This window comes from Streptomyces sp. NPDC036984 (assembly GCF_055607665.1).
The window spans coordinates 226,225-251,934 of sequence record NZ_JBVJRL010000010.1; the positions used below are offsets into that span (position 1 = coordinate 226,225).

The window sequence follows — 25,710 nt, forward strand, 5'->3', positions numbered from 1 at the left end:
TCCCGGCGGAACCTCACCGCTCCTTGGTTTCCTCCAGCACCGTCCGCCCCAGCAGCGCGTACCGCTCGGGGGCGCGGCGCTTGAGGTGGTGGGCGTAGCCGAGGCCGGTGGCCGCGACCAGGGTGACCAGCCACGGGGCCGCCTTCAGGACGAGTGAGCCGGACTCCGGGCCGGCGGCCACGCTCATGTTGGACACCAGCAGCACGACGACCGCGAGCATCGCGATGCCGCCCAGCAACGGCGCGGTGAACGTGCGGAACCAGTGCCGGCTCTCGGGGTGGTGGGAGCGGAAGTACACCAGGACCGCGAAGGAGCACACGGCCTGGACGACCAGGATCGCCATGGTGCCGAGGATGGCGAGCAGGACGTAGGTACCGGTGTACGGGTCCTTGCCCGCGATCCAGAACGCGGCGATCAGCACCCCGCTCACCGCCGTCTGCACCAGGCCCGCGATGTGCGGGGAGCCGTGCCGGGTGTGGGTGCGGCCGATGGTGCGCCGGAGCGAGGGCAGGACGCCCTCCCGTCCGAGGGCGTACAGATAGCGGGCGGCGCAGTTGTGGAAGGCCATGCCGCAGGCCAGCGAGCCGGTGATCATCAGCCACTGCATGACGTCGACCGCCCAGTGGCCGACGTAGCGCTCGGTCGGGGCGAAGAACATCGCGAGCGGGTTGGCGGACGAGGCCGCCCGCACGGCCTCCGCCTCGCCGTTGCCGGTGATGGCCATCCAGGAGACGAAGACGTAGAAGACGCCGACGCCGAGCACGCTGATCATCGTCGCCTTGGGGATGATCTTCTTCGGGTCGCGGGACTCCTCGCCGTACATCGCCGTCGACTCGAAGCCGACCCAGGACCAGAAGGCGAAGAAGAGCCCGAGGCCGGCGGACGTGCCCTGGAAGGCGTTGACCGGGTTGACCGGCGCGAAGGTGAAGCCGTGCGGGCCGCCCCCGTGGAAGGCCACGGAGACCGCCATGGCCGCCAGGACGGTGACCTCGGTCGCCAGCAGCACCACCAGCAGTTTCTCGGCGACGCTGACGCCGAACCAGGTGCCGCTCGCGTTGATCGCGAGCATCAGGACCGCGAAGGCCCACCAGGGCACGTCCAGCCCCGTCTGATCCTTCAGGGTGGTCGTGGCGAAGGTGGAGAAGATCCCGATCAGCGCCGGTTCGAAGACGGCGTACGCGAAGGTCGCCAGCAGTCCGGAGGCGAGTCCCACGGTGCGTCCCAGCCCGTAGGAGATGAAGCCGTAGAAGGCGCCGGTGGACGTGATGTGCTTCGCCATCGACGTGAAACCCACGGAAAAGATTGCCAGGACGACCATTGCGACGAGATAGCTCGCGGGCGCCCCGACGCCGTTTCCGGACGACACCATGAAGGGCACGTTGCCGGTCATCGCGGTGATCGGCGCGGCGGTGGCCACGGCCATGAACACCACCCCGAGCAAGCCCACGGCGTTGGGCTTCAGCCGATGAATCGTGCCGCCGTCACCGTTGTCCGTCGCCGGGGCGACGCCCTCGTCCACTGCCATCGGGTGGCCCCTTCCGTGTCCGGCCCGTGGGTCCTGATGGAGCAGGATGGTGGACGAGGGACCCGCTCGGGAAGGGGTCTGCGTTGTTAAATATTTGTCACCAGACCTTTAGGTGAGGGCGTGGGATTCACCGGTCGGCGGGCAGGACGAGCCCCCAGGCCCCCTCCGCCACCCGCCACGTCCGTCTCCGTACCGGCCCCGACACCATCGCGTCCGCCCGGTAGCGGAAGTCCGCCCCCGTGACCGTCACCGTCCGCCCGGAGGCCGGCAGCGGGGTGGCCGCCGCACCCACCGAGAGCGGCCGCACCTCCACCGAGGCCAGCCCGCCCGTGCCCGGGGCCACCGACACCGCCTCCACCGGCTGGTCCAGGTCCACCACGGTGTCGCCGTCGACCTCCACCCTGAGCCGGGCCGCGCCGGGGGAGGGCACGGCGGTCAGCCGGGCGGGCCGGGCGGCCAGGGTGCGGACCAGGGAGCGGTACGTCGTACGCAGCCAGGGGTGGCCGGAGTCGGCCGGCGCCGGGGCCGCGGGCTCCCGGACCGGCGACGGCGGAATACCCACCGCGCTCAGCACCACCCCGTCGCTGTCGTCGACCAGCAGATCCAGCCGCCGCTCGACCCCGTCCAGCACGGCCCGCGCCGCCGCCACCGCACCACCCGGCACCCCCAGCGACTCGGCGAGCGCGGTGTCGCCCACGGGCACCACCGACAGTGCACATCCGGCCAGCTCCCGCTGCCGGTGCAACAGGCTGACGGCCCGCACCAGGGCCCGGCTGTCGCCGATCACCACCGGCCGCCGGGACCCCCTTCGGTCCAGCGCGCGGGCGAATTCCTCCGGCCCCTCGGGCAGGCACACCTTGGCCGCCGCACCCGCGCTGAGCACGTCTTTCGCGATCCGTACGGACTCTCCGTCCGTATGCCGTGCCGCCGGATCGATGATCACCAGCAGCTGATCGGACGTCGCGAAGGTCGCCACCTCGGTCCTGCCTCGCTTCCTCGGGTAGCATCTTTGTGCAAGAGCCCCTTGCGCTATTGCGCCAGGGGCTTCGTCTATTCCGGGGCATCCGGTCCGACGGTTGTGCGACCAACGGCGGTCGCGGTGGTACGCGGCGGTGAACCTTACGCCCACGCCCCCGACCTTGGACATGCCCCGCCCGGAAGGGGTGTACGCGCGTGCCCGCACTTGTGCTGCTCGGTGCTCAGTGGGGTGACGAAGGCAAGGGAAAGGCGACGGACCTACTCGGTGGATCCGTTGACTATGTGGTGCGTTACCAGGGTGGCAACAACGCCGGCCACACGGTGGTCGTCGGCGACCAGAAGTACGCCCTCCACCTCCTCCCTTCCGGAATCCTCTCGCCTTCTTGTGTTCCGGTCATCGGCAACGGTGTCGTCGTCGACCCGTCGGTCCTGCTCTCCGAGCTGAGCGGTCTGAACGAGCGTGGCGTCGACACGTCCAAGCTCCTGATCAGCGGTAACGCGCACATCATCACGCCGTACAACGTGACCGTCGACAAGGTGACGGAACGCTTCCTCGGCAAGCGCAAGATCGGCACCACCGGCCGCGGCATCGGCCCGACCTACGCCGACAAGATCAACCGCGTGGGCATCCGGGTCCAGGACCTGTACGACGAGTCGATCCTGACCCAGAAGGTCGAGGCGGCCCTCGACGCCAAGAACCAGATCCTCACCAAGCTCTACAACCGGCGCGCCATCGCCGCCGGCCAGGTGGTCGAGGAGCTGCTGGGCTACGCCGAGCAGATCAAGCCGTACGTCGCCGACACGGTCCTGGTCCTCAACCAGGCCCTGGAGGACGACAAGGTCGTCCTGTTCGAGGGCGGCCAGGGCACCCTCCTGGACATCGACCACGGCACGTACCCCTTCGTCACCTCCTCGAACCCGACCGCGGGCGGCGCCTGCACCGGCGCCGGGGTGGGCCCGACGAAGATCAGCCGGGTCATCGGCATCCTGAAGGCGTACACCACCCGTGTCGGCGCCGGTCCCTTCCCGACCGAGCTGTTCGACGAGGACGGCGAGGCGCTGCGCCGCATCGGCGGCGAGCGGGGCGTGACCACCGGCCGTGACCGCCGCTGCGGCTGGTTCGACGCGGTCATCGCCCGGTACGCGACCCGCGTCAACGGCCTGACCGACTTCTTCCTCACCAAGCTCGACGTCCTCACCGGCTGGGAGCAGATCCCGGTCTGCGTGGCGTACGAGATCGACGGCAAGCGCGTCGAGGAACTGCCCTACTCGCAGACCGACTTCCACCACGCGAAGCCGATCTACGAGAACCTGCCCGGCTGGTCCGAGGACATCACCAAGGCGAAGTCCTTCTCCGACCTGCCGAAGAACGCCCAGAACTACGTCAAGGCGCTGGAGGAGATGTCCGGCGCCCCGATCTCCGCGATCGGCGTGGGCCCGGGCCGGGACGAGACGATCGAGATCAACTCGTTCCTGTAAGCACCTCGCGGGAGCGCCCGCCGTTCCGCCTCCGGGCGTGATCGGCGGGCGCTTCCGCGTTGCGGACGCGGCACATCGACATATGGGCGTCCACCGGGATGCACGATGCCGGGGACCGTACGGCGGTGAGGGCCACCAGGCCGACGGCACGGACTGCTCCGACCCTGCCGTCTTCGAGGTGGCGCGCTACGGCAGACCTCCCCTGCTGGTGTGCCCGGTCCACCTCGGCCCGTCGCTGCTGCTGGCGAGCGGGGTGCTGTGGCCACCGCAGATCAGGCTCATCGGCCGTGTCTCCGGCCTGCGGCCGTAGCGGCTCACGCCGATCGCCTACAGTTCCATGCACAAGATCGGTCAGCGACCGTGGCACAGGGGGAGAAATGAGCGGAGCGGGCGGCGTGGACGACAACAAGAAGGTCGTCCAGGGGTTCTTCGAGGCGGTCAGTGCGAACCGGCTGGCGGATCTGCCCCGGTTCATGGCGGCCGACGTCGTGGACCACAACAAGATCATCCATGGCGAGGCGGACGAGCCGGGGGCGGCCTTCGACGGGCTGCGGCAGCAGGCGGAGGCGCTTGCTCCGCTCACGGTCCGGGTGGACGAACTGATCGGCGAGGGCGACCGGGTGGTGGCCCGGGTGACCCAGCGGGGCATCCACAGCGCGGCCCACCCGCGGATGCCCGAGCCGACCGGCCGCTCCTTCGAGGTCGAGGCGATCTGGATCTTCACCCTGACCGACGGCAAGATCAAGGAGATCCGCGCGGTGAGCGACCGGCTGGGGCTGTTCATGCAACTCGGCTGGGCCTGGCCGCAGGCGGACTGAGCCGAGGCCGGTTCACGGCAGAGGGCGTGCCCGCGCGGCTCTCAGCTGAACACGATCATCGACCCCTGCGCCAGCGAGCGCGTGGCGGCCGCGTGCAGGCCGAGCCAGACATGGCGTTCGCGGGCGAAGGGGCTGGGGTCGTACGGGGCGGCGACGGCCGGCTCCTCCAGTTCCGTCGGGGCCGTCGGCGGGGCCGGGGCCGCCGGAGGGTTGGCCGGGTCGATACCGATCGACGGGGCCACGTACTGGAGTTCGCGCAGCAGGGTCTGCGAGGAGCCCAACGGGCCGCCGCCCGCCAGCAGTTCCTCGTTCGACAGCGGGTGCGGGAAGTCGACCGGGACGTACGCGCCCGCGTGGTCGTAGTGCCAGACCAGATGCGACTGCTGGGCGGTCGATTCGAACATCTCCAGCAGTTGCTCGTAGTCACCGCCCAGTTCGTCCACCGGCGTCACCGGCAGGCCGCAGACCTGGAGCAGGTACGCCCGGCGCAGGAAGTGCAGGGCGTCGTAGTCGAAACCGGCGACCGGGGCGACGTCACCGGACAGGCCCGGCATGTACTGGTACACGGGCACCGGTGGCAGACCGGCCTCGGCCAGCGCCTTGTTGTACTGCGCGAGTTCCTCGGCGAAGGGATTTTCCGGGGTGTGGCACAACACATCCACGAGCGGTACCAGCCACAGGTCACAGGCCAAAAGAGGGCTCCTCGCATCGGCAGGCGCGTGGTCACGCACGGCAGCAGGTGGTCAGGGAAGGGTAGTCCGTACGGCCCCGGGAGGCGCCCCCCGTACGGGCCGTACCGGTCACTTACCCGTTGGTCAGGTGTTCCAGCAGTGCCAGTGAGTGGGCGTTGGAGTCGGCGACGATCGCCCGGGCGGTCCCGGCCTCGCGGCGGGCCAGCGCGTCGACCAGCTCGGTGTGCCGGGCCCAGAGCCGGCCGCGCAGATCGGGCAGCCGGAGCAGGTGCTGCACCGCGCAGACCCAGGACTGGACGCGCAGGCGGTGCAGGAAGTCGGCGAGGTAGGGGTTGCCGAACAGGGCGCTCAACTCGCGCCAGAACCGCAGGTCGTAGCCGATGAGGATGGTGAGGTCGCCCGCGGTCGCGGCCCGCTGGGCCTCCTCGCCGCGGCGCCGCACGGTGGTCAGGGCCGCGGCCGTGCGGGGGTCCTCGGGCGGGGTGCGGAAGGCGGGGTGGCCCGCGGTGAGGGCCTGGAACATGCCGTCGGTGACCAGGCTGCGGGCCTCGATCATGTTCCGGTAGTCGGTCACCGAGTACTCCGGCACGCGGAAACCGCGGTGCTGGTCGGCCTCCAGCAGGCCCTGCGCGGACAGGTCGACCAGCGCCTCGCGGACGGGGGTGGCGGAGACGCCGTACTGGTCGGCGATCTCCTTGACGGTGAACGCCCGGCCCGGGCGCAGCCTGCCCGCCAGCACCTCGTCGCGGAGCGCGTCCGCGATCTGCTGGCGCAGAGTGCTGCGCGTCACGGCGCCGTTGCCGGGCATGTCCGGGCCTCTCCTACGTGCTCGCTGTCGTCCTACGACGTCCTGGGTGCCACGACGTCTTTCGAGCACGCCACCTTACGCGTTCGGATCGGCCCGGCGGCAGCCACCGTACGGTCACACGGTGTGTTCGTCGGCGGCGCTCAGCGCGGCGTCGAGCGCGGCCAGACCCTCCTTCAGCTCGGCCTCGGTCGCGTTGCACGGCGGCACGATGTGGGTGCGGTTCATGTTCACGAAGGGCCACAGACCGTTCTTCTTGGCGGCGGCGGCGAACGCGGCCATGGGGGCGTTGGCCTCCCCAGCCGCGTTGTACGGCACCAGCGGCTCGCGGGTCTCCCGGTTCTTCACCAGTTCCAGCGCCCAGAACATGCCGACCCCGCGCACCTCGCCGACGCTCGGGTGCCGCTCGGCCAGCGCGGCGAGGCCGGGGCCGACGACCGTCTCGCCGAGCCGTCCGGCGTTCTCGACCACGCCCTCCTCCGCCATCACGTTGATCGTGGCGACGGCGGCGGCGCAGGCCAGCGGGTGGCCGGAGTAGGTGAGGCCGCCCGGGTACGGCCGCTTGCCGAAGGTCTCGGCGATCCGCTGCGAGATGGCCACACCACCGAGGGGCACGTAACCCGAGTTCACACCCTTGGCGAAGGTCATCAGGTCGGGGACCACGCCGAACAGGTCGGCCGCGAACCACTCACCGGTCCGGCCGAAGCCGGCCATGACCTCGTCCAGGATGAAGACGATGCCGTACTTGTCGCAGATCTCCCGGACGCCGGCCAGGTAGCCGGGCGGCGGGACCATGATCCCGGCGGTGCCGGGGACGGTCTCCAGGATGATCGCGGCGATCGTCCCCGGTCCCTCGAAGGCGATCGTCGTCTCCAGGTGCTCCAGCGCCCGGGCGCACTCCTGCTCCTCGGTCTCGGCGTAGAAGCGGGAGCGGTAGAGGAACGGCGCCCAGAAGTGGACGACACCGGCGCCGGCGGTGTCGGAGGCCCAGCGGCGCGGGTCACCGGTGATGTTGACGGCCTGCTGGGTGCCGCCGTGGTACGAGCGGTAGGCGGAGAGCACCTTCGGGCGGCCCGTGTGCAGCCGGGCCATGCGCACCGCGTGCTCGACGGCGTCCGCGCCGCCGTTGGTGAAGAAGATCTTGTCCAGGTCGCCTGGGGTCCGCTCGGCGATCAGCCGGGCCGCCTCCGAGCGCGCCTCGACGGCGAACGCCGGCGCGAAGGTCGTCATCCTCGCGGCCTGCTCCTGGATCGCCGCGACGACCCTGGGGTGCTGGTAGCCGATGTTGGTGAAGACGAGTCCGCTGGTGAAGTCCAGGTACCGGGTGCCGTCGTAGTCCCAGAAGTAGGACCCCTCGGCGCCGGCGACGGCGAGTGGGTCGATGAGGTCCTGGGCGGACCAGGAGTGGAAGACGTGCGCACGGTCCGCGGCCTTCACCGCGGCGCCGGCTTCGGGGCTGGGCTGAGGGGTCATGCCGGTGAGGGTAAATGTCCGCGATGCGGAAGCGACATCGGCGTCTTGTTCCGTGGGCGGGGGCAATCCGCGACAGGTTGTCGACGGGTGGGCGGCCGGGGCGCGGATCGGGCCTGTTGTGGGACCGCGGATCGGGCTTTGTCACGGGACCGCGGATCGGGCCTGTTACCCAACCGTAGACACCGGCCCGGGGCCGCTGCCGTACCACGGCACTATCCTCGGTCGTTGCAGACCTATCGGGGGGAAGGCGGCGCGGGGATGGAGAAGCTGGGGTCGGGGGATCCGCAGCAGATCGGGGCCTATCGGCTCCTGGCACGGCTCGGCGCGGGCGGCATGGGCCACGTGTATCTGGCCCGCTCCGACCGGGGGCGCACCGTCGCGGTGAAGCTCGTCCGCGAGGAACTGGCCGAGCAGGAGGAGTTCCGCGCGCGGTTCCGGCAGGAGGTGCAGGCCGCGCGGCGGGTCGGCGGGTACTGGACCGCGCCCGTGCTGGACGCGGACACCGAGGCGGCCGTGCCGTGGGTGGCGACCGGGTATGTGGCCGGACCGAGCCTCCAGCAGGTGGTGGGGCACGACCACGGGGCGCTGCCCGAGCGGTCGGTACGGATCCTGGCGGCGGGGCTCGCGCAGGCGCTGAAGGACATCCACGCGGCCGGGATCGTGCACCGCGATCTCAAGCCGTCGAACGTGCTGGTGACCATCGACGGGCCCCGCGTGATCGACTTCGGGATCGCGCGGGCGCTGGAGACGGCCACGGCCGGCGGGGAGGGGCTGACCCGGACCGGGTCCCTGGTCGGGTCGCCGGGGTTCATGGCGCCCGAGCAGGTCCGCGGGGACCGGATCACGTCGGCGTGCGACGTGTTCTGCCTCGGGTCCGTGCTGGCGTACGCGGCGACCGGGGCGCTGCCCTTCGGCACCGCCAACAGCGGGGTCCACGCGCTGATGTTCCGGATCGCCCAGGAGGAGCCGGACCTCACGGGGGTGCCCGAGGGGATCGCCGACCTGGTGCGCGACTGCCTGCGCAAGGAGCCGGGGGCACGGCCTTCGCTGGACGTGATCCTGGAGCGGACCGGGGTGGAGGACACCGTGGTCGGCGGCCGGTCCCGGGACCCCTGGCTGCCCGGCTCGCTGGTCGCCCAGCTGGGGCGGCATGCCGTGCAGCTGCTGGAGGTGGAGAACCCGGAGCGGACTGCGGCAGGGGGTGCGCCGGGTGCGGGTGCGGGTGCGGGTGCGGCGGGCAACGGCATTCCCCCGGCACCGGCCGTGCCGCCCTCGGTGCCGGCCGCGGGCGGCCCCGGTGGGGAGCAAGCGCCGTCGGCGGGTGCGGGTGGTGCCGGGGCGGGGGCGCCTTCCGGGGGTGTTCACGGGTCGGCCGAGCATGCCGCCGTGGCCGACGGGGGGCCGGCGCCGTCCGGTGTGCCCGGGGCCGGCGGTCAGGTGAACCATCTGCCCACCGTCGTCGCCGCGCAGCCTCCGCCGCCCAGCGTGCCGCCGCCCAGCGTGCCGCCGCCCAGCGTGCCGCCGGCGCCGGCTCCGCAGGGGTTCGGGGCCGTGCCCGGGGCGTACGGGGCACCGCATCCCCAGCAGCACCCGCAGCCTCCCCAGCAGTATGCGCAGCCCGGTGTCCACGGATATCCGCAGCAGTCCGGCGCCGGAGGCTGGGGCGGGGGACAGCAGCCGTACCACCCCTATGGCGGCGGGCTCGGTTCCACCCCGCCGTACGGGCCGCCGACCGTCGGTGTGCCGGCGGAGCGGGAGCGGCGCAACGGGCGGTCCACCGCGCTGCTCGTCGTGATCGCGCTGGTCGTGGCGCTGGGCGCGGGCGGTTCGGTGTACGCGCTGATGAAGAAGGGCAACGGCACCGACGACAAGGCCACCGGCACCGTCAGCCCCGCGCCCACCGGCACCTCCGGGCCGCCGGCCACCTCGGGGGCACCCACTCCGGCCACCTCGGACCCGTCCGCGTCCGCCTCCGCCGCCGGGGCGATCCCGGAGGGATACCTGGGCACCTGGCAGACGACCATCGACAACGCCAACGGCACCAACACCCGCGAGCTCACCATCCGGCAGGGCGAGGTGGGGGACCCCGTGCTGACGCTGGTCGCGGACGGGCCGGCCGACGGCGGCGGGTCGTACCACTGCGTCTTCGAGGCGACGCTCGCCGAAGAGCCGAGCGGCGACGGGCCGTTGGAGATCGGACCGTCCACCGTCACCACCGGCGAACCCGCCTCCTCCTGCACCCCGGGTGAGGCCACCGAGGTCACCCTGCTGCCGGACGGGCGGCTGAAGCGGGCGAAGGCGAGCGGCGGGGAGAGTCTGACGTACAGCAAGGAGTGACCGGCGACTCCCGGTGGAACGGGCAGGGCATCATCCGCACACGGCCACGTGCCGTGCTGGACACCCAAGGGGAAGAAGCTCTGCGCCCAGGGTTCCGGCTGCGTACAGTGGGACCCGTTGCCGGACCGTCGGGGGGGACCGTGGAATCCGTTTCAACAGGGCCGGAAAACACAGCACTTCCGTTCTGGGTGTCGTACGACGAAGACGACGGCAACCACGACGACTCGATGGGGCTGTTCGGCGGTTCGCCAGGAGACGAGCCCAGGCTGCGGAACATCCCCTTGGGGCCGCTGCGCCGGAATCTCTCGGAGGCTGTGCAGACCTTGCAGGAAGTGTTCGCGGAAGCCGCCGCGCAAGGCGGACCTCTGCCCTTGCGGGAAGCGCACCTGTCCCTCCAGGTCACCGCGAGCGGCGGTGTGCAGTTCATCGGAACCGCTCAGATGCAGGGAAGCCGCGGCATCACTCTCGTCTTCAAGCAGTGATGCGATGGCGGTGGGCGGTTACCGGGCCCTGCTGATCGGGGCCAGCACCTACGAGGCGCGCGGCGTGGCGTCCCTGCCCTTCATCCCTGCCGACCTCGCCCGTCTGGGACGGGTGCTGAGGGAGCGCGGCTTCCAGGAGGTGCAGGTGCTGTCGGGCAGGGAGGACGGCAAGCAGATCTCGGCGAACTACGTGAACGCCCGGGTCGCCGGATTCCTCAGGCGTGCCCGCCCCGGAGACACCTTGCTGATTCTCCTGAGTGGGCACGGGATCCATGCCGCGGGTCGTGACTACCTCGTCCCCGAGGACATCGACGAGGACACCCACCCCTTCGAGTCCGGCTGCGTACCCATCGACTGGCGTCGTGATCTCGACGAGAGCCCTGCCGGACACGTCGTTTTCCTGATCGACGCGTGCCGGGAAGGCATCGACACCGACTCGATGGGTGTGGCGAGCACGAAGCAGTGGAGCCGGCAGAAGATCAGTGCGGCGGTGCGGCGCAAGGTGGCCTACGTGTACGCGTGCTCCCCTGCCCAGCTCGCCCTCTTCGTCCGGCCCGCAGAAACGCCCGCCGGGGGGCTGGACTCCGGTGCCTCCCCGGGGGAGTCGTTCAGCATTTTCTGCCGCGCGGTGTCGGAGGTCCTGGGCGACCGGACCGGCACCGCGGCCCTGAGCCTGGGCGGATTCCGGGAGGAGGTCCAGACCCGCGTCGATCGACTCCACCGCGGCTATCGCAAACGAGGACAGCCGCAGACGGTGCGGGTCGTCACCGACCTGCCGCAGGAGAGCATCTTCTTCCTGCCGGACACGGGTTCGGCAGAAACGCCGGCCACCCGCGAACCCCGACTGCTTGCGCCTCTTCCCGCCCGGCGCCGACGCCTGCGCGTTCTGCGCAAGCCGGCGCTGTCCGGCCTGGCGGTGGCGGGTCTCTCCGTCGCGATCGCGTGGACGGTGATGCCGCTCCTGTCCCCTGACCGACAAGGTGACCGCAAGGGGGCGTCGGACGTTGCGGCGTCCGCGTCGGTGTCGGCGTCACGACCCCGATTCGGCAGCCATTCGGAGAGCCCTTCCGCGCAGTCGTCCATCCACAAGACCGGCGGCGGATCCGGAGCGGGCACAAGGCGGACGCCCCCGTCGTCGGCCGGCACGAAGCACTCCGCCGGGTTGCCCACCTGCTCAGCGACCGCCGTGGATCTCGCCGTGCGCAGTGTGCGCAACTTCTATTCCCCCGCCGACGTGCCCACCCTCCAGGTCACCGCCCGCAACACCGCCACGGAAGCCTGCGGGTTCGACTTCGGGCCCACCGCCATGGTGCTGACCATCACAGGGGCGCGCGACGACCGGCACACGTGGTCGTCGGCGGACTGTCCCCAAAGCGGCTCCGCGTCGGTCGAGCGGGTGCCGGCAGGCGGCAGCGTGACCCACACCGTCGAGTGGGACCGTGTGCGGAGCGCTCCCCAGTGCGCCGGAACCTCTCCTGGGCCGGCCGCACCGGGAACGTACTTGGTGGAGGCGCAGAGTCCGGGCTTCCGCACGTCGCAGACGTCCTTCGTCCTGTCGGCGGACTAGGGGGCTTCGTTTGGATCAGCCCGGGTCCGCGACGCCCGGCACGGCACCTCGCCGCGTTGTCGGACCACCCGAGTACGCCCAGTACGCGGGTGATCCTCCGCCTTGCGATGCACCGCACCATGCGCCGCGGCCTGATCCGACCTGATCCAAACGAAACCCCCTAGCCGCGCCCCGCCGCCGATCGGTCGCGGGCAGCCCCGCTACCGAGGCTCGGGCGGCCGCTGCCGGGGCATGTTGGGCCGGCTCCCGTTCGCCGGGGGCAAGGAGAAACGGCCTGCGCCGCCCCCGCCCTCCTGCCGCGGCACCGCCGCCACCGCCGTCTGGATCCCCAGGGGGGCCGAGCCGGTGCGGAACTCCACCATCCAGTCGGTCGTCTCCGTGCGCACCAGCTCCGCGATGTCCTCCGAGAACCGCCGCAACACCGACAGGCACCGCTCGGCCGCCTCGCTCGCCGTGCCCTCCGCCGGCCCCAGCACCTCCCGCACGCTCTCCGACGCCCAGTCGAACTGGAACGCCTGGAGCCGCCGCTGCACCGCCTGCGCGGTGGCCACGTCCCTTATCCAGCCGGACGTGACCCCGAAGTACCGGTCGATGCCGACACAGGCGGCCGTGAGGAGCAGCGCCAGACAGCCCCAGGGCGCCACCCCGCCGGCCACCCCGGTGAGGTCCAGCAGGGGCAGCGCCGCCCCGGCCACCGCCCCCGCCGCCGCGCCGATCCGCAAGCCCCGGGCCCCGCGCCGCTTCCAGACCCGGTCCCGCAGATACCAGGCCGCCGTCTCCAGCGCCCGGCGCTCCACCCATCGATACAGCTCGTCCAGCCGCTCGGCAGGCTCCCCCCAGTCCCCGAGCGGAAAGGCGCGCCCGGTCAGATCGCCCGGCCGCAGCCCGGCCGCACCCTCGCCCCGCCCGTCCTGAGGCGGACCCTCGGGCTGCATCTCCGGCTGACCCACCCGGCACTCCCTACTGATCACGACCGGTCACGTTGCGTGACATTCCATGCCGACGCGCGGCCACCTTCCTACCGCCCAATGGGTGGCGGAGAGGGGGCTTTCCCGACTTTTCCGCCCGTAAGAGGGCCTTGATCAGGTATAGGGCTGTCGTTGTTCTCACTCGAAAGAGTGGCGGGGCAGTGGCCGCGTGGACCACGTAGGCTCGTTGACGACGGAGAAGAAACGTCGGAGACAACGACGGAAAACGGCGAGGAGCTGATCGTGATCCCCGGTGGCCAGCCCAACATGCAGCAGTTGCTCCAGCAGGCCCAGAAGATGCAGCAGGACCTCCAGCAGGCGCAGGAGGAACTGGCGAACACCGAGGTCGACGGGCAGGCGGGCGGCGGACTGGTGAGGGCCACCGTCACCGGTGCGGGTGAGCTGCGCGCGCTGAAGATCGACCCGCAGGCGGTGGACCCGGAGGACACCGACACCCTCGCCGACCTGATCGTGGCCGCCGTGCAGGCGGCGAACGAGAACGCGCAGGCGCTGCAGCAGCAGAAGCTCGGCCCGCTGGCCCAAGGTCTCGGTGGCGGCACCGGCATTCCGGGACTGCCGTTCTGACGCCACCGCCTTCCAAGCGGAGGCGGGAGCCAACTACCGTACGTACCGAAAGGTCTCCAGGAAAGGCAGTCCGTTGTACGAAGGCGTGGTCCAGGACCTGATCGACGAGCTGGGACGGCTGCCCGGCGTCGGTCCCAAGAGCGCGCAGCGGATCGCCTTCCACATCCTCCAGGCCGAGCCGACGGACGTGAAGCGGCTCGCTCAGGCGCTGCTTGAGGTGAAGGCGAAGGTCCGCTTCTGCGCGACCTGCGGCAACGTGGCGCAGGAGGAGCTGTGCGGCATCTGCCGTGACCCGCGCCGCGACCCCGCCGTCATCTGTGTGGTGGAGGAACCGAAGGACGTCGTCGCGATCGAGCGCACCCGCGAGTTCCGGGGCCGCTATCACGTGCTCGGGGGCGCGATCAGCCCGATCGAGGGTGTGGGACCCGACGACCTGCGTATACGAGAACTTCTCGCGCGGTTGGCCGACGGGACGGTCACGGAACTGATCCTGGCCACGGATCCGAATCTGGAAGGCGAGGCGACGGCGACGTACCTCGCTCGCATGATCAAGCCCATGGGCCTGAAGGTCACCCGCCTGGCCAGCGGCCTCCCGGTGGGTGGCGACCTGGAATACGCGGACGAGGTGACCCTCGGCCGCGCCTTCGAGGGGAGACGACTCCTAGATGTCTGACGCCACGCTGCACGCCTCGACGCAGAACCCGGACGACTTCGTGGTCCAGATCGCGGACCAGGTCGAAAGCTTCCTGGTGGCCGTCATGGAGGTGGCGAAGGGCGACGAACCCGAATCGGCCGTCCCCTTCCTCCTCCTTGAGGTCTCCCAGCTGCTGCTGGCCGGCGGCCGGCTCGGCGCTCACGAGGACATCGTCCCCGACGAGCGCTACGAGCCCGACCCCGGGCCCGAGCCGGACATGGACGCCCTCCGCGAGAACTTCGCGCGTCTCCTGGACCCCGTCGACGTCTACTCCGAGGTCTTCGACCCGTACGAGCCGCGCAAGGCCCCGGTGCCGGCGCGGATCTCCGACGACCTCGCCGACATCATCAGCGACCTGCGGCACGGCATGGCCCATTACCGGGCGGGCCGCTCCACCGAGGCCCTGTGGTGGTGGCAGTTCTCCTACTTCTCCAACTGGGGTCCGACGGCTTCCGCCGTGCTGCGCGCTCTCCAGTCCGTCCTCATCCACGTCCGTCTGAACCAGCCCCTGGAGGAGCTGGACGGCCTGGACACGGACCAGGACACCATGGGCGACGAGACCCTGGAGTTCGAGGCCGGCCGGGTCATGGCCCAGGAGATCGGCGGCCAGCTGGGGATCAGGCCCGGTCAGTAGCCGCCCGGCCGGCTGTGAGCCAGGGCACTTTCCGAGTGCATGGCGGCACGCTGGGCAGGTGCCGGTTGCGGACGTCCGCCGTCCCCCCGCCCCCATGTCTCACCATGCGGGAGCAGGGTGGTGGAATTCGGACGCTCGTTAAACTGAGCCGACACAAACGAACCGAGCGAGGAGCGCACGTGGGCCTTGTCGTGCAGAAGTACGGAGGCTCCTCCGTAGCCGATGCCGAAGGCATCAAGCGCGTCGCCAAGCGGATCGTGGAAGCGAAGAAGAACGGCAACCAGGTTGTCGTCGTCGTTTCCGCGATGGGCGACACGACGGACGAGCTGATCGATCTCGCCGAGCAGGTTTCTCCGATGCCTGCCGGGCGGGAATTCGACATGCTGCTGACCGCCGGAGAGCGGATCTCCATGGCCCTGCTGGCGATGGCGATCAAAAACCTGGGCCACGAGGCCCAGTCCTTCACCGGCAGCCAGGCAGGCGTCATCACCGACTCGGTCCACAACAAAGCCCGGATCATCGACGTCACGCCGGGCCGGATCCGTGAGTCCCTGGACAAGGGCAACATCGCGATCGTCGCCGGGTTCCAGGGTGTCAGCCAGGACAAGAAGGACATCACCACGCTGGGGCGCGGTGGATCCGACACGACGGCCGTGGCGCTCGCCGCCGCGCTCGACGCCGAGGTCTGCGAGATCTACACCGACGTCGACGGCGTGTTCACCGCCGACCCGCGTGTGGTGAAGAAGGCGAAGAAGATCGACTGGATCTCCTTCGAGGACATGCTGGAGCTCGCGGCCTCCGGCTCCAAGGTGCTGCTCCACCGCTGTGTGGAGTACGCCCGCCGCTACAACATCCCGATCCACGTCCGGTCGTCCTTCAGCGGACTGCAGGGCACGTGGGTCAGCAGTGAGCCGATTGGGGACAAGAAGGTGGAGCAGGCCATCATCTCCGGTGTCGCGCACGACACCTCCGAGGCCAAGATCACGGTCGTCGGTGTGCCGGACAAGCCGGGTGAGGCCGCCGCGATCTTCCGGGCCATCGCCGATGCCGAGATCAACATCGACATGGTCGTGCAGAACGTGTCCGCCGCCTCCACCGGCCTGACGGACATCTCCTTCACGCTGCCGAAGACCGAGGGCCGCAAGGCCATCGACGCGCTGGAGAAGAACAAGCCGGGCATCGGCTTCGATTCGCTGCGCTACGACGACCAGATCGGCAAGATCTCCCTGGTCGGCGCAGGCATGAAGACCAACCCGGGGGTCACCGCCTCCTTCTTCGAGGCGCTCAGCAACGCCGGCGTGAACATCGAGCTGATCTCGACCTCCGAGATCCGCATCTCGGTCGTCACCCGCGCCGACGACGTGGCGGAGGCCGTGCGCGCCGTGCACACCGCCTTCGGGCTCGACTCCGACACCGACGAGGCCGTCGTCTACGGAGGCACCGGCCGATGAGCCGGGGTACGGGCCGATGACCGGCAAGCCGACGCTCGCGGTCGTGGGAGCGACCGGAGCCGTCGGCACGGTCATGCTCCAGATCCTGTCCCAGCGCGCGGACATCTGGGGCGAGATCCGGCTGCTCGCCTCCCCCCGCTCGGCCGGCCGCAAGCTGGCCGTGCGCGGGGAGGAGGTCGAGGTGATGGCCCTGACGGAGGACGCCTTCGCCGGGGTCGACATCGCGCTGTTCGACGTCCCGGACGAGGTCGCCGCCGAGTGGGCGCCCGTCGCCGCCGCGCGCGGTGCGGTCGTCGTCGACAACTCGGCCGCCTTCCGGATGGACCCGGACGTGCCGCTGGTGGTGCCCGAGGTCAATCCGCACGCGCTGCGGAACCGGCCGCGCGGGATCGTCGCCAACCCGAACTGCACCACCCTGACGATGATCGTCGCCCTGGGTGCGCTGCACGCCGAGTTCGGGCTGCGCGAGCTGGTGGTGTCGTCGTACCAGGCGGTCAGCGGGGCCGGGCGGGCCGGCGTGGAGACGCTGCGGGCCCAGCTGTCCCTGGTGGCCGGCACCGAGCTGGGCACCAAGCCCGGGGACGTACGGCGGGCCGTAGCGGACGCCACCGGGCCGTTCCCGGAGCCGGTCGCGCTCAACGTCGTCCCGTGGGCCGGATCGCTCCGCGAGGACGGCTGGTCCTCGGAGGAGATGAAGGTCCGCGACGAGTCCCGGAAGATCCTCGGCCTGCCGAGGCTGCCGGTCGCCGTGACCTGCGTGCGGGTGCCGGTGGTCACCACCCACTCGCTGACCGTCCACGCCCGCTTCCAGCGAGAGGTGGGTGTCGACGGCGCCCGGGAGATCCTCGCCACCGCGCCGGGCGTGGTGCTGTGCGACGATCCGGCCGCCGGGGAGTTCCCCACCCCCGCCGACGTGGTGGGCACCGATCCGACCTGGGTCGGCCGGGTGCGGCGGGCGCTCGACGATCCGACCGCGCTCGAACTCTTCGTGTGCGGCGACAACTTGCGCAAGGGCGCCGCGCTGAACTGCGCGCAGATCGCGGAGCTGATCGCCGCGGAGCCGGCGGAGCCGGCCGGTCGTACCTGAGGGCTGCGTAAGATCTGTGTAAGCAGTGTGGCCGGGAGCATGGTCCAATCCACTTGAACCGCTCCGCTTGGCGACAGAGGATTTTCTCTCCCCGCTTTCCGCAACCGTACGGAGAGCGGGGAGCGTCTTTGCGGTCACCCTTGCGGGACCTGGGGACGTGATGATCCTGGCGTGGGGACGCCGTGATCAGGGCGTGGGGACGCCCGTTCAAATGGGACATAAGGGAAGAGCGGGGCGCATGACGGCACTTGAGGCACCGCCGGTTGTCGCACATGTGACGTCCGGCACGTACAACCCTCAAGGGGGGAAACGTGTCCAACTGGCGTGGCAGAGGTACTCGAACTATCCCCCAAGCTCTTCGAGCCGGGGGTACCCCCGGCGACCCGCGGCGGTACGGCCCTGCGGCCCCGCGCGGCGCTCCGGCCCCGCACGCCCGGCGGCATGCCGGTGATCGCGCCCATGCCCGCAGCGCGGCCCGCCCGCATACCCAGTCAGCGTGACGGCGCCGAGGAGACCGCGGGTGCCGTGGCCACCGAGGCCGTCGGCACGACCGTCGACCACCTCACCGAGACCTACCGGGCGCACTACCGCTCGCTGCTCGGCCTCGCGGCACTCCTCCTCGACGACACCGCCTCCTGCGAGGACGTCGTCCAGGAGGCGTTCATCCGCGTCCACTCGGCCCGCAAGCGCGTCCGCGACCCCGAGAAGACCCTCGCCTATTTGCGGCAGACGGTCGTCAACCTCTCCCGCTCCACACTGCGCCGGCGCATCCTCGGACTGAAGCTGCTCTCCAAGCCGATGCCCGACATGGCGAGCGCGGAGGAGGGCGCCTTCGACCAGCTGGAGCGCCGCGACCTGATCAAGGCCATGAAAGGCCTCCAGCGCCGCCAGCGCGAGGTCCTCGTGCTGCGCTACTTCGCGGACATGACCGAGGCCCAGGTCGCCGAGACGCTCGGCATATCCCTGGGCTCGGTGAAGGCGTACGGCTCGCGCGGGGTCGCCGCGCTGCGGGTGGCCATGGAGGCACCGGCATGAGCGACCACGCCGAAGGGGGCGATTCCCATGACAGTCACTCCCATGAGCGCCACTCCCATGAACGTCACGAGCCCTACGCCTGGCACGAGCCGACACGGTGCGAGGGGCAAGAGCACACGCAATCGCATGCTGGGAACGGAACTGTGAACCACGGCCCCGACGACAAGGACCTCGAGGGGCTCGGCCAGGCCACCGACGGGCTCGGCGGAGCCGACGGGCTCGACTCGGACGAGCTGACCCTGCGCCACTTGCTGCACTCGGCGGTCGACGGCATCGAACCGCGCTCCGGCACGCTCGACCATCTGCGCCGGGCCGTCCCCGCGCGCCGCGCCCGCAAGCGGCAGGCGGCGGTGGGCATGGCCGCGGCCGCCCTGTTCATCGGCACCGCGGTCCCCGCCCTCGTGCACGTCTCCCACTCCGGCGGCTCCGACCCCAACACCGCCATGGCCGGCCAGACCTCCCAGGCGCAGGGCGGCACCGGCCAGGGCAAGGACAAGGGCGGCGACAAGGGCGCCAAGAAGGACTCCCCCGACACGCCGGCCAAGCCCGGCAAGGAGCCCGGCAAGAGCGGCTCGAAGAACAGCAAGGGCGGCAACGGCGGCGGCTCCACCAGCGGCGCCGACCCCGCCGCCACGACGCCCGTGGGCATCCCCCTGTGCACGGCGGCCCAGCTGGGCTCCGCCACCGGCTCGGTGAACGCCCCCGACGCCGCGGGCGCCGTCTACGGCGTCTTCCGGGTCACCAACATCTCCGGCACCGCCTGTACCGTCGGCGGTCCGGGCAGCGTCTACGCGGCGGCCCAGGGCGCCGCCGACCCGTCCAAGATCGTCACGGCCCGGCATGTGGCCGGGGATGCGGCCCCCTCCCTGCCCGACCCGTCGCTGGAGTCGTCCTCGCTGGTCCTCCAGCCCGGCGCGGCGTACGAGGAGAAGTTCGCCTTCGTGCCCTCGGAGACCTGCCCCGTCACCGGCGGCGACCCGGGCGGCGACACCGGCGGGCCCACGCCGGACCCGACGCCGACCGAGGACGCGGGTGCCTCCGGCGCCACGACCGACACCGGCGGCTCGGCGGGCACCACGACCCAGCTGGTCACCGAGGAAGGCACGGCCGACGGCAGCATCGCGGTCACCCACACCGCCGAGGGCGGCGCCCCGGCGACGACGGCGGTGGTATCCGGGGCGTGCGCGGGGACCGTCTACTACACCGGGGTACTGGCAGGGGCGTGACGCTCCACGGGCTCGGCGGTGTGATCGCCGTTGCGGGTCCGCGGGCGGTCGTCCGATCGCCGTTGGGCAGGAGATGCGCGGGCGGCTGCGGGTGCGGAGGTGTTGCGTCATCGCCGTTGGGCTGTGGTGCGGGGTGTTGCGTCGTCGCCGTAGGGCTGTGGGTGCATGGGCCGCTGAGGGGCCGTCGTGGCTGGTCGCGCAGTTCCTCACGCCCCTTCGGGGCGCGCCCCCTGCCGTAGCCTGCGGGCCGTCGTGCCTCCCCCGAGCTCTTCGAGCAGGGGGTACCCCCCAGGCGGCACGGCGGCACGGGTGGGCGTAGGCGGCACGCTGCCGGCGCCGGTAAGCGTCCCCACCCCCGCACCGGCACCAGCGCAGGTCAGCCGGTTGTCACCGGCGTCTGGTCCTCCGGCATCAAGCCCAGCGCAGCGTCCCGCTGGAACTCCACCTCCCGCCGCAGCAACCGGAACCACATGAACACCACGAACCCGGCGAACACGAACCACTCCCCGGTATAGCCGAGGTTCTGGAACGCCTTCAGATCCAGCCCCGTCCCGGTCGGCGCACTCGCGGGCACCGCCTTCATCCCCGAGTCACCCTTGTCGAGCGTGACCCACGCGTCGTACAGCCGATCCGGCACCAGATTCACCAGCGACGCCGAACTGATCGCCGCCGTCTGCCCCGCCGGCAGCCCGCTCTGCGCGCTCACGCCGTTGTTCCCCGGCGTCTCGGACGCCTGCAGCGCCCCGGTGACGGTGACCTCACCGGCAGGCGCGGCGGGAGCCTTCGCGGGGTTTGCCGTGCCCGGCAGCCACCCCCGCACCACGGGCAGCGACCTGCCGGAATCGGTGCGCAGCAGGGTGAGGACGTAGAAGCCGCGCTTGCCGTCCAGCTCCCGCCCCGGCACCAGCAGCTGCTTGCCGTACCGCCCGCTCGCGCTGACCCGCCGCCCCGAGGTGCTCTTGTCGACGGGCAGCATCGTCTCCAGCGGACGCGCGGCCTCGCTCCGGCCGGACGCGGCCTGGTCGGTGGCGGCGCGATGGTCCTGCACCCGGCCCTCGAACCGGCTCAGCTGCCACGACCCCATGAAGATGCAGAACGGGATGGCGAGCAGCACGAAGACGTTGATGCCCCACCAGCGGGGTGTCAGCAGGAAGCGGTACACGCCCTCCACGGTACGGCGCCCGCCCCGGTGGCCCGGCCGCGGGTCAGTCCTTGCTCGCCTTCAGCGAGTAGATCAGCGGGATGCGCGGATGGCCGGCCGGGAAGCGGTGGTAGCCGTCCCGCACCTCGAAGTTCCCGAACCGCGGGAAGACCGACACGTCGTGCTCGTGCAGGAACTCGATGCGCAGCCCCGTCGCGGCGAGCGCGGAGACGACGTCCCCGAGCGTGTGCTGCCACTCCACACTGCGGTTGTGGACGGTGACGGCGTCCTGGTCGGCGTAGGTGCCCGGCTCGTTCCACACCTGTGCGTCCCGGGAGAAGTAGTCGCGCACGATCCGGGTGCCGGTCTCGTCGTCCAGGGCCTCGGTGAGCGGATGGAACTCGGCGAGGTAGAGGAAGCCGCCGGGGGCGACCAGGGACGCGGCCGTCTCCGCCCAGCGCCGGATGTCCGGCAGCCAGCACAGGGCACCGAGCCCGGTGTAGACGATGTCGTACGACGGCTCGGGCACGGCCTCGGCCGCGTCGTACACGTCGCCGGTGACGAAGGCCGCCCGCTCGGGGCCGTAGCCGAGCTCGGCCGCGAGGGTGCGGGCCGCCTCCACGGCGGGGACGGAGAAGTCCAGGCCGACGACGCGGGCGGCGCCGCGGTGCGCCCAGGAGAGGGTGTCGGTGCCGATGTGGCACTGGAGGTGAAGCAGCGACTTCCCGGTGACGTCCCCGACCTCCGCCCTCTCGAAGTCGCGCAGGTCGTCCCGGCGGGTGCGGAAGCCGTCGAGGTCGTAGAACGAACCGGCGACATGGACGGGAACCCGCTCGTCCCACATGGCCCGATTGTCCTCGCGCCAGCCTTCGGGAACGGAGGTGGAGGTGACGGAAACGCTCATGGTCCGGAAGTTATCCACAGGCTGCGCACACCCGCCACCCAATTATCGGCCCGGCCAGGCAATATGGGCGCATGACTGGGGCCATGAGTGAGAGCAGTACGTCGAGCACGCAGCACACACCGGACATGCCGGACTGGGAGAAGCGCTTCCGGGCGCCGCGGGTGTCGCTGCCCGATTGGGCGGAGGACGCACCGGACCGCTCCCTGTTCGTGTCGAACGCGACGGGGACGTACGAGCTGTATGCCTGGGACCGGGCGACCGGCGAGCAGCGGCAGGCGACGCACCGGCCGAACGGCACGACGGACGGCGTGCTCTCCCCGGACGGCGCGTGGATCTGGTGGTTCGACGACAAGGACGGCGACGAGTTCGGGATCTGGCGCCGCCAGCCCTTCACGGGCGGGCCGGACGAGCCGGCGGTGCCCGGTCTCGCCCCCTCGTACCCGGCCGGCCTCGCCCTCTCCCGCGACGGCCGCACGGCGGTCGTCGGCCGCTCCACGGACGAGGACGGCACGACCATCCACCTCGCGCGCCAGGGCGCGGACCCGGTGGAGATCTACCGGCACCGCGAGTCGGCGGGCGTCGGCGACCTCTCGCACGACGGCACCCTGATCGCCGTCGAGCACACCGAGCACGGTGACGCCATGCACGCGGCGCTGCGCGTCCTGCGCCCGGACGGCACCACGGTCGCCGAGCTGGACGACACCGAGGGCGGCACCGAGGAGCTGGGCCTGGAGGTGCTGGGCTTCGCCCCGGTGGACGGTGACACCCGGCTGCTCATCGGCCACCAGCGCCGCGGCCGCTGGGAGCCGCTGGTGTGGGACGTGGCGACGGGCGAGGAGACGGACCTGGCGCTGGACCTGGCCGGTGACGTCAGCGCCGAGTGGTATCCGGACGGCTCGGCCCTGCTCATCGTGCACGGCTTCGAGGCCCGCAGCGAGCTGTTCCGGTACGACGTGGCGACCCGCGAGCTGACCCCCATCCCCACCCCGCCCGGCACGGTCTCCGGCGCGACGGCCCGCCCCGACGGCAGCGTGGAGTACCTGTGGTCGTCGGCCGCCGAGCCCCCGGCGGTGCGCTCCACGGCCGGCGGAGTGGTGCTGGACCCTCCCGGCATGGCCTGCCCGCCCTCGGTGCCGGTGCAGGACGTCTGGGTGGAGGGCCCCGGCGGCCGCATCCACGCCCTGATCCAGAAGCCGGCGGGCGCCACGGGCCCCCTCCCCACCGTCTTCGACCTGCACGGCGGCCCGACCTGGCACGACAGCGACTCCTTCGCGGCGGGTCCGGCCGCCTGGGTCGACCAGGGATACGCGGTGATCCGCATCAACTACCGCGGCTCCACCGGCTACGGCCGCGCCTGGACGGACGCCCTCAAGCACCGGGTCGGTCTGATCGAGCTGGAGGACGTGGCCGCGGTCCGCGACTGGGCGGTCGCCTCCGGCCTCGCCGACCCCGCCCGCCTGATCCTCACCGGCGCCTCCTGGGGCGGCTACCTCACCCTGCTCGGCGTCGGCACCCAGCCGGAGTCCTGGGCGGTGGGCATCGCCGTGGTGCCGGTCGCGGACTACGTCACGGCGTACCACGACGAGATGGAGGCCCTGAAGGCCATGGACCGCACCCTGCTGGGCGGCACCCCGGAGGAGGTCCCCGAGCGCTTCGAGGCGTCCTCCCCGCTGACCTACGTCGACCAGGTCAAGGCCCCGGTCTACATCTCGGCGGGCGTCAACGACCCCCGCTGCCCGATCCGCCAGATCGACAACTACGTCAAGAGACTGGAGTCCCGCGGCGCGATCCACGAGGTCTACCGCTACGACGCCGGTCACGGCTCACTGGTGGTGGACGAGCGGATCAAGCAGGTGAGACTGGAAATGGAGTTCGCGGCCAGGCACCTGTCCGTCTAGCTCTCCGGTCAGCGCAGCTCCGCGAGCCCCCGACGAGTGGCGGCGACCACCACCCGGTCCCCCTTCTCCAGGACGTGATCGGAAGGCGTGCCGGTCCGGCCCTCCAGCGCCAGTACCCGCCAGGCGCCGGACCGGAACGCCTCCGCCACGGTGCGGCCCTCCAGCTGGGGATGCCCGTCCACGTCCACCGCGGCGAACAGCAGCACCCGCCGCTCCACGGCGACGGCTCCCAGCACCTGCCGTCCGAGCATCGCCCCGGCGAAGGCGGGCGCGGCCAGGTGGGTGACGCTCCGGCTGCGGGTCAGCGCGTGCGGGTACGCGGCCCGGAGGGTGCGGTACACGGCGGTGGCGAAGTCGTCGTCGTACAGCCGCAGCACCACGCGCAGATCGGGCCGCAGGGTACGCGCGTACAGCACGGCCTCCAGATTCGTGGTGTCGGCGCTGGTCACCGCGAGCAGGGTCTGGGCCCGGTGGATCTGGGCGGACTCCAGGACGCCTTCCTGGGTGACGTCCCCGAGCACCACCGGCACCCGTAGCCGCCGCGCGGTGGCGAGCCCCCGTGCCTCCGGGTCGGACTCGACGCACACCACGGGGATGTTCAGCTCCCGCAGCCGGGTCAGCACCCGGGTGCCGATCTTGCCGAGCCCGAGCAGCACGACATGCCCGTTCAGCCCGCGGGGCGGCTTGCGCAGGGTGGAGGCGGTGCGGAAGGTGCCGAGCGCCTCCAGCGCGGCGGCCAGCAGCACCGGCAGGAGCAGCAGTCCGACGAGCGCGGAGAGGAGCTGGAGGAGCTGGCGGCCCAGGGGCGCGCCGAGGGCGGGGTCGTCGATCGCGAACAGGTCGAGGAGCGTGACGTAGAACGCCCGCAGCGGATGGATGCCGGTCACCAGCCACAGGGCGACGGCGAGCCCGACCACACAGCCGACCAGGACGGCCAGGGACCAGCGCAGCCGCCGGGAGAACAGGGAGGCGAGGGGCAGTACGCCGGTCAGCCCGCGGCCGCCGGGCGCGGCGGACTCCGCGCCGGCCGCGGCGGAGACCTGTTCCAGCACCACGGCCTGCCGCCCGGCGGCACGCCGTACCTGCTCGTCGTCGGGCAGCAGGTGCGGCTGCTGCTCCCCGCCGCCGTCCGGGCCGTCGGTGCCGGCCGGGTCGCCGCCCGACAGCAGGGCGAGGGTGCACAGTCCGGCGCCGGGCCCGTCCGCGGGCAGCGGCCGTTCCACGGCCCGCAGCAGCAGGCTCTCGGTCTGGACGACCCTGTTGGTGCCGGTCACGGCGGTCGCGGCCAGCGCGGGCGCGGCGGTGTCGGCGTCGGACAGCACGGTCGTGGAGGTCTCGGCACCGGCGGCCGCGCCGCCCTCGTCGTCCCCGGCGGCCAACGCGGCCGCCTGGTCGAGGAGTTCCTCGATGTGCTGGCCCAATCGCCGGTTGTAGAGGCGGAGGACGAGCCGGAGCCGGGGGTTGAGCCGGCGGGCGGTCAGGGCGGCGCGGATGTTGGTCTCGTCGTCGTCGTACACGAGGGCCAGCGCGGCGGCCCGGGCCACCCCGGCCTCGGCGAGCACCGCCTCGGTCGGCTCGGCCGCCTCCAACACGCCCTCCAGGTCGGGGCGTTGGCCGGGGGAGGTGCCGGAGGGCTGCCCGGCGCCGCCGGCCCGGCCGCCCACCGCGGCGCTGACCATGCGGTCGAACAGTGCCGCCGACGCGGCCCGGGCCCGGCCGACCACCGGCGGCCGGGCGGTGCGCCCGTTCGGCGGCACGACGAGCGTCACCTGCTCGCCGTAGACCCCGCGCAACTCGGCCGCCAGCCGGTGCGCGAGCCCGTCGTCGCCGCACACCACCATGTGCGCCGGCGGGGCCCCCGGCCCCCCTTGGTACGGAACGCTCGCCACAAGGGGAAAGAGTGCCCCAAGGAGATGCGTGGTTCCAGCAAC

The 25,710-nt window shown here is 71.7% G+C and carries 23 protein-coding genes; 14 read left to right on the plus strand and 9 right to left on the minus strand.

Going from position 1 to position 25,710, the window contains the following annotated elements:
* Positions 1-13: 13 nt before the first annotated feature.
* Both ACZ7DL_RS20575 and ACZ7DL_RS20580 read right to left on the minus strand, forming a co-directional pair.
* Positions 14-1,525: an APC family permease gene (locus tag ACZ7DL_RS20575; RefSeq protein ID WP_470775704.1), complete on the minus strand. Its 1,512-nt coding sequence runs from the start codon at positions 1,523-1,525 to the stop codon at positions 14-16.
* A gap of 127 nt (positions 1,526-1,652) precedes the next feature.
* Positions 1,653-2,501: a diacylglycerol kinase gene (locus ACZ7DL_RS20580; protein WP_470775706.1), complete on the minus strand. Its 849-nt coding sequence runs from the start codon at positions 2,499-2,501 to the stop codon at positions 1,653-1,655.
* Positions 2,502-2,698: 197 nt separating this feature from the next.
* Between ACZ7DL_RS20580 and ACZ7DL_RS20585 the strand changes: the two genes are divergently transcribed.
* From ACZ7DL_RS20585 to ACZ7DL_RS20595, 3 genes are all read left to right on the plus strand, one after another.
* Positions 2,699-3,982 carry an adenylosuccinate synthase gene (locus ACZ7DL_RS20585; protein ID WP_470775707.1) on the plus strand — a complete coding sequence of 428 codons (1,284 nt, stop codon included), beginning with the start codon at positions 2,699-2,701 and terminating at the stop codon, positions 3,980-3,982.
* 82 nt (positions 3,983-4,064) lie between these two features.
* A complete protein-coding gene (locus ACZ7DL_RS20590; RefSeq protein ID WP_470775708.1) occupies positions 4,065-4,292 on the plus strand; it encodes a hypothetical protein in 228 nt (75 codons plus the stop codon).
* A 67-nt stretch (positions 4,293-4,359) separates the two neighbouring features.
* Positions 4,360-4,800, plus strand: a complete 441-nt coding sequence (locus tag ACZ7DL_RS20595) for an ester cyclase (protein ID WP_470775710.1) — start codon at positions 4,360-4,362, stop codon at positions 4,798-4,800.
* A 41-nt stretch (positions 4,801-4,841) separates the two neighbouring features.
* Here the strand turns inward: ACZ7DL_RS20595 and ACZ7DL_RS20600 are convergent, their stop codons facing one another.
* The 3 genes from ACZ7DL_RS20600 to ACZ7DL_RS20610 all read right to left on the minus strand — a co-directional run bounded on the left by ACZ7DL_RS20600 (position 4,842) and on the right by ACZ7DL_RS20610 (position 7,770).
* Complete coding sequence (locus tag ACZ7DL_RS20600) at positions 4,842-5,492, minus strand: hypothetical protein (protein ID WP_470775712.1); 651 nt, start codon at positions 5,490-5,492, stop codon at positions 4,842-4,844.
* 112 nt (positions 5,493-5,604) lie between these two features.
* A complete protein-coding gene (locus ACZ7DL_RS20605; protein WP_470775714.1) occupies positions 5,605-6,300 on the minus strand; it encodes a GntR family transcriptional regulator in 696 nt (231 codons plus the stop codon).
* A 114-nt stretch (positions 6,301-6,414) separates the two neighbouring features.
* Complete coding sequence (locus ACZ7DL_RS20610) at positions 6,415-7,770, minus strand: aminotransferase class III-fold pyridoxal phosphate-dependent enzyme (RefSeq protein WP_470775716.1); 1,356 nt, start codon at positions 7,768-7,770, stop codon at positions 6,415-6,417.
* Between the two features lie 258 nt (positions 7,771-8,028).
* On the opposite strand from ACZ7DL_RS20610, the gene ACZ7DL_RS20615 reads away from it, so the two are divergent.
* The 3 genes from ACZ7DL_RS20615 to ACZ7DL_RS20625 all read left to right on the plus strand — a co-directional run bounded on the left by ACZ7DL_RS20615 (position 8,029) and on the right by ACZ7DL_RS20625 (position 12,156).
* On the plus strand, positions 8,029-10,107 hold the full coding sequence (locus ACZ7DL_RS20615) for a serine/threonine-protein kinase (RefSeq protein ID WP_470775783.1): 2,079 nt from the start codon (positions 8,029-8,031) through the stop codon (positions 10,105-10,107).
* Positions 10,108-10,247: 140 nt separating this feature from the next.
* A complete protein-coding gene (locus ACZ7DL_RS20620) occupies positions 10,248-10,589 on the plus strand; it encodes a Pepco domain-containing protein (RefSeq protein WP_470775717.1) in 342 nt (113 codons plus the stop codon).
* Between the two features lie 4 nt (positions 10,590-10,593).
* On the plus strand, positions 10,594-12,156 hold the full coding sequence (locus ACZ7DL_RS20625) for a caspase family protein (RefSeq protein WP_470775719.1): 1,563 nt from the start codon (positions 10,594-10,596) through the stop codon (positions 12,154-12,156).
* Positions 12,157-12,356: 200 nt separating this feature from the next.
* On the opposite strand, the gene ACZ7DL_RS20630 is transcribed toward ACZ7DL_RS20625, so the two are convergent.
* Entirely contained in the window at positions 12,357-13,106 is a 750-nt protein-coding gene (locus ACZ7DL_RS20630) for an SLATT domain-containing protein (RefSeq protein ID WP_470775721.1), read from the minus strand.
* Between the two features lie 261 nt (positions 13,107-13,367).
* Between ACZ7DL_RS20630 and ACZ7DL_RS20635 the strand changes: the two genes are divergently transcribed.
* The 7 genes from ACZ7DL_RS20635 to ACZ7DL_RS20665 all read left to right on the plus strand — a co-directional run bounded on the left by ACZ7DL_RS20635 (position 13,368) and on the right by ACZ7DL_RS20665 (position 19,836).
* On the plus strand, positions 13,368-13,709 hold the full coding sequence (locus ACZ7DL_RS20635) for a YbaB/EbfC family nucleoid-associated protein (RefSeq protein WP_470775723.1): 342 nt from the start codon (positions 13,368-13,370) through the stop codon (positions 13,707-13,709).
* A gap of 73 nt (positions 13,710-13,782) precedes the next feature.
* The gene (recR, locus tag ACZ7DL_RS20640; RefSeq protein ID WP_356151572.1) at positions 13,783-14,382 is read left to right on the plus strand and encodes a recombination mediator RecR; all 600 of its coding nucleotides are present in this window, start codon (positions 13,783-13,785) and stop codon (positions 14,380-14,382) included.
* Entirely contained in the window at positions 14,375-15,037 is a 663-nt protein-coding gene (locus ACZ7DL_RS20645; protein ID WP_470775725.1) for a DUF5063 domain-containing protein, read from the plus strand. Before recR ends, ACZ7DL_RS20645 begins: the two co-directional genes overlap by 8 nt.
* Before the next feature lie 179 nt (positions 15,038-15,216).
* Entirely contained in the window at positions 15,217-16,488 is a 1,272-nt protein-coding gene (locus ACZ7DL_RS20650) for an aspartate kinase (RefSeq protein WP_470775727.1), read from the plus strand.
* Between the two features lie 16 nt (positions 16,489-16,504).
* On the plus strand, positions 16,505-17,575 hold the full coding sequence (locus ACZ7DL_RS20655; RefSeq protein ID WP_470775729.1) for an aspartate-semialdehyde dehydrogenase: 1,071 nt from the start codon (positions 16,505-16,507) through the stop codon (positions 17,573-17,575).
* Between the two features lie 324 nt (positions 17,576-17,899).
* On the plus strand, positions 17,900-18,610 hold the full coding sequence (locus tag ACZ7DL_RS20660) for a SigE family RNA polymerase sigma factor (RefSeq protein ID WP_470775731.1): 711 nt from the start codon (positions 17,900-17,902) through the stop codon (positions 18,608-18,610).
* A 143-nt stretch (positions 18,611-18,753) separates the two neighbouring features.
* Positions 18,754-19,836, plus strand: coding sequence for a hypothetical protein (locus tag ACZ7DL_RS20665; protein WP_470775734.1), 1,083 nt, complete (start codon positions 18,754-18,756; stop codon positions 19,834-19,836).
* A gap of 376 nt (positions 19,837-20,212) precedes the next feature.
* On the opposite strand, the gene ACZ7DL_RS20670 is transcribed toward ACZ7DL_RS20665, so the two are convergent.
* Together ACZ7DL_RS20670 and ACZ7DL_RS20675 are read right to left on the minus strand one after the other, a co-directional pair.
* Entirely contained in the window at positions 20,213-20,998 is a 786-nt protein-coding gene (locus tag ACZ7DL_RS20670) for an SURF1 family protein (protein ID WP_470775735.1), read from the minus strand.
* A gap of 43 nt (positions 20,999-21,041) precedes the next feature.
* Positions 21,042-21,881: a class I SAM-dependent methyltransferase gene (locus tag ACZ7DL_RS20675; RefSeq protein WP_470775737.1), complete on the minus strand. Its 840-nt coding sequence runs from the start codon at positions 21,879-21,881 to the stop codon at positions 21,042-21,044.
* A gap of 83 nt (positions 21,882-21,964) precedes the next feature.
* Between ACZ7DL_RS20675 and ACZ7DL_RS20680 the strand changes: the two genes are divergently transcribed.
* Entirely contained in the window at positions 21,965-23,779 is a 1,815-nt protein-coding gene (locus tag ACZ7DL_RS20680; protein ID WP_470775739.1) for a S9 family peptidase, read from the plus strand.
* 8 nt (positions 23,780-23,787) lie between these two features.
* Here the strand turns inward: ACZ7DL_RS20680 and ACZ7DL_RS20685 are convergent, their stop codons facing one another.
* On the minus strand, positions 23,788-25,620 hold the full coding sequence (locus tag ACZ7DL_RS20685; RefSeq protein ID WP_470775785.1) for a potassium channel family protein: 1,833 nt from the start codon (positions 25,618-25,620) through the stop codon (positions 23,788-23,790).
* Positions 25,621-25,710: the final 90 nt, after the last annotated feature.

Bases quoted from the DNA above. Each gene is read 5' to 3' on its own strand.
- ACZ7DL_RS20575 (WP_470775704.1), bottom strand. From the start codon at position 1,525: ATGGCAGTGGACGAGGGCGTCGCCCCGGCGACGGACAACGGTGACGGC.
- ACZ7DL_RS20590 (WP_470775708.1), top strand. From the start codon at position 4,065: ATGGGCGTCCACCGGGATGCACGATGCCGGGGACCGTACGGCGGTGAG.
- ACZ7DL_RS20595 (WP_470775710.1), top strand. From the start codon at position 4,360: ATGAGCGGAGCGGGCGGCGTGGACGACAACAAGAAGGTCGTCCAGGGG.
- ACZ7DL_RS20605 (WP_470775714.1), bottom strand. From the start codon at position 6,300: ATGCCCGGCAACGGCGCCGTGACGCGCAGCACTCTGCGCCAGCAGATC.
- ACZ7DL_RS20610 (WP_470775716.1), bottom strand. From the start codon at position 7,770: ATGACCCCTCAGCCCAGCCCCGAAGCCGGCGCCGCGGTGAAGGCCGCG.
- ACZ7DL_RS20615 (WP_470775783.1), top strand. From the start codon at position 8,029: ATGGAGAAGCTGGGGTCGGGGGATCCGCAGCAGATCGGGGCCTATCGG.
- ACZ7DL_RS20625 (WP_470775719.1), top strand. From the start codon at position 10,594: ATGGCGGTGGGCGGTTACCGGGCCCTGCTGATCGGGGCCAGCACCTAC.
- ACZ7DL_RS20645 (WP_470775725.1), top strand. From the start codon at position 14,375: ATGTCTGACGCCACGCTGCACGCCTCGACGCAGAACCCGGACGACTTC.
- ACZ7DL_RS20655 (WP_470775729.1), top strand. From the start codon at position 16,505: ATGACCGGCAAGCCGACGCTCGCGGTCGTGGGAGCGACCGGAGCCGTC.
- ACZ7DL_RS20675 (WP_470775737.1), bottom strand. From the start codon at position 21,881: ATGAGCGTTTCCGTCACCTCCACCTCCGTTCCCGAAGGCTGGCGCGAG.
- ACZ7DL_RS20680 (WP_470775739.1), top strand. From the start codon at position 21,965: ATGAGTGAGAGCAGTACGTCGAGCACGCAGCACACACCGGACATGCCG.
- ACZ7DL_RS20685 (WP_470775785.1), bottom strand. From the start codon at position 25,620: ATGGTGGTGTGCGGCGACGACGGGCTCGCGCACCGGCTGGCGGCCGAG.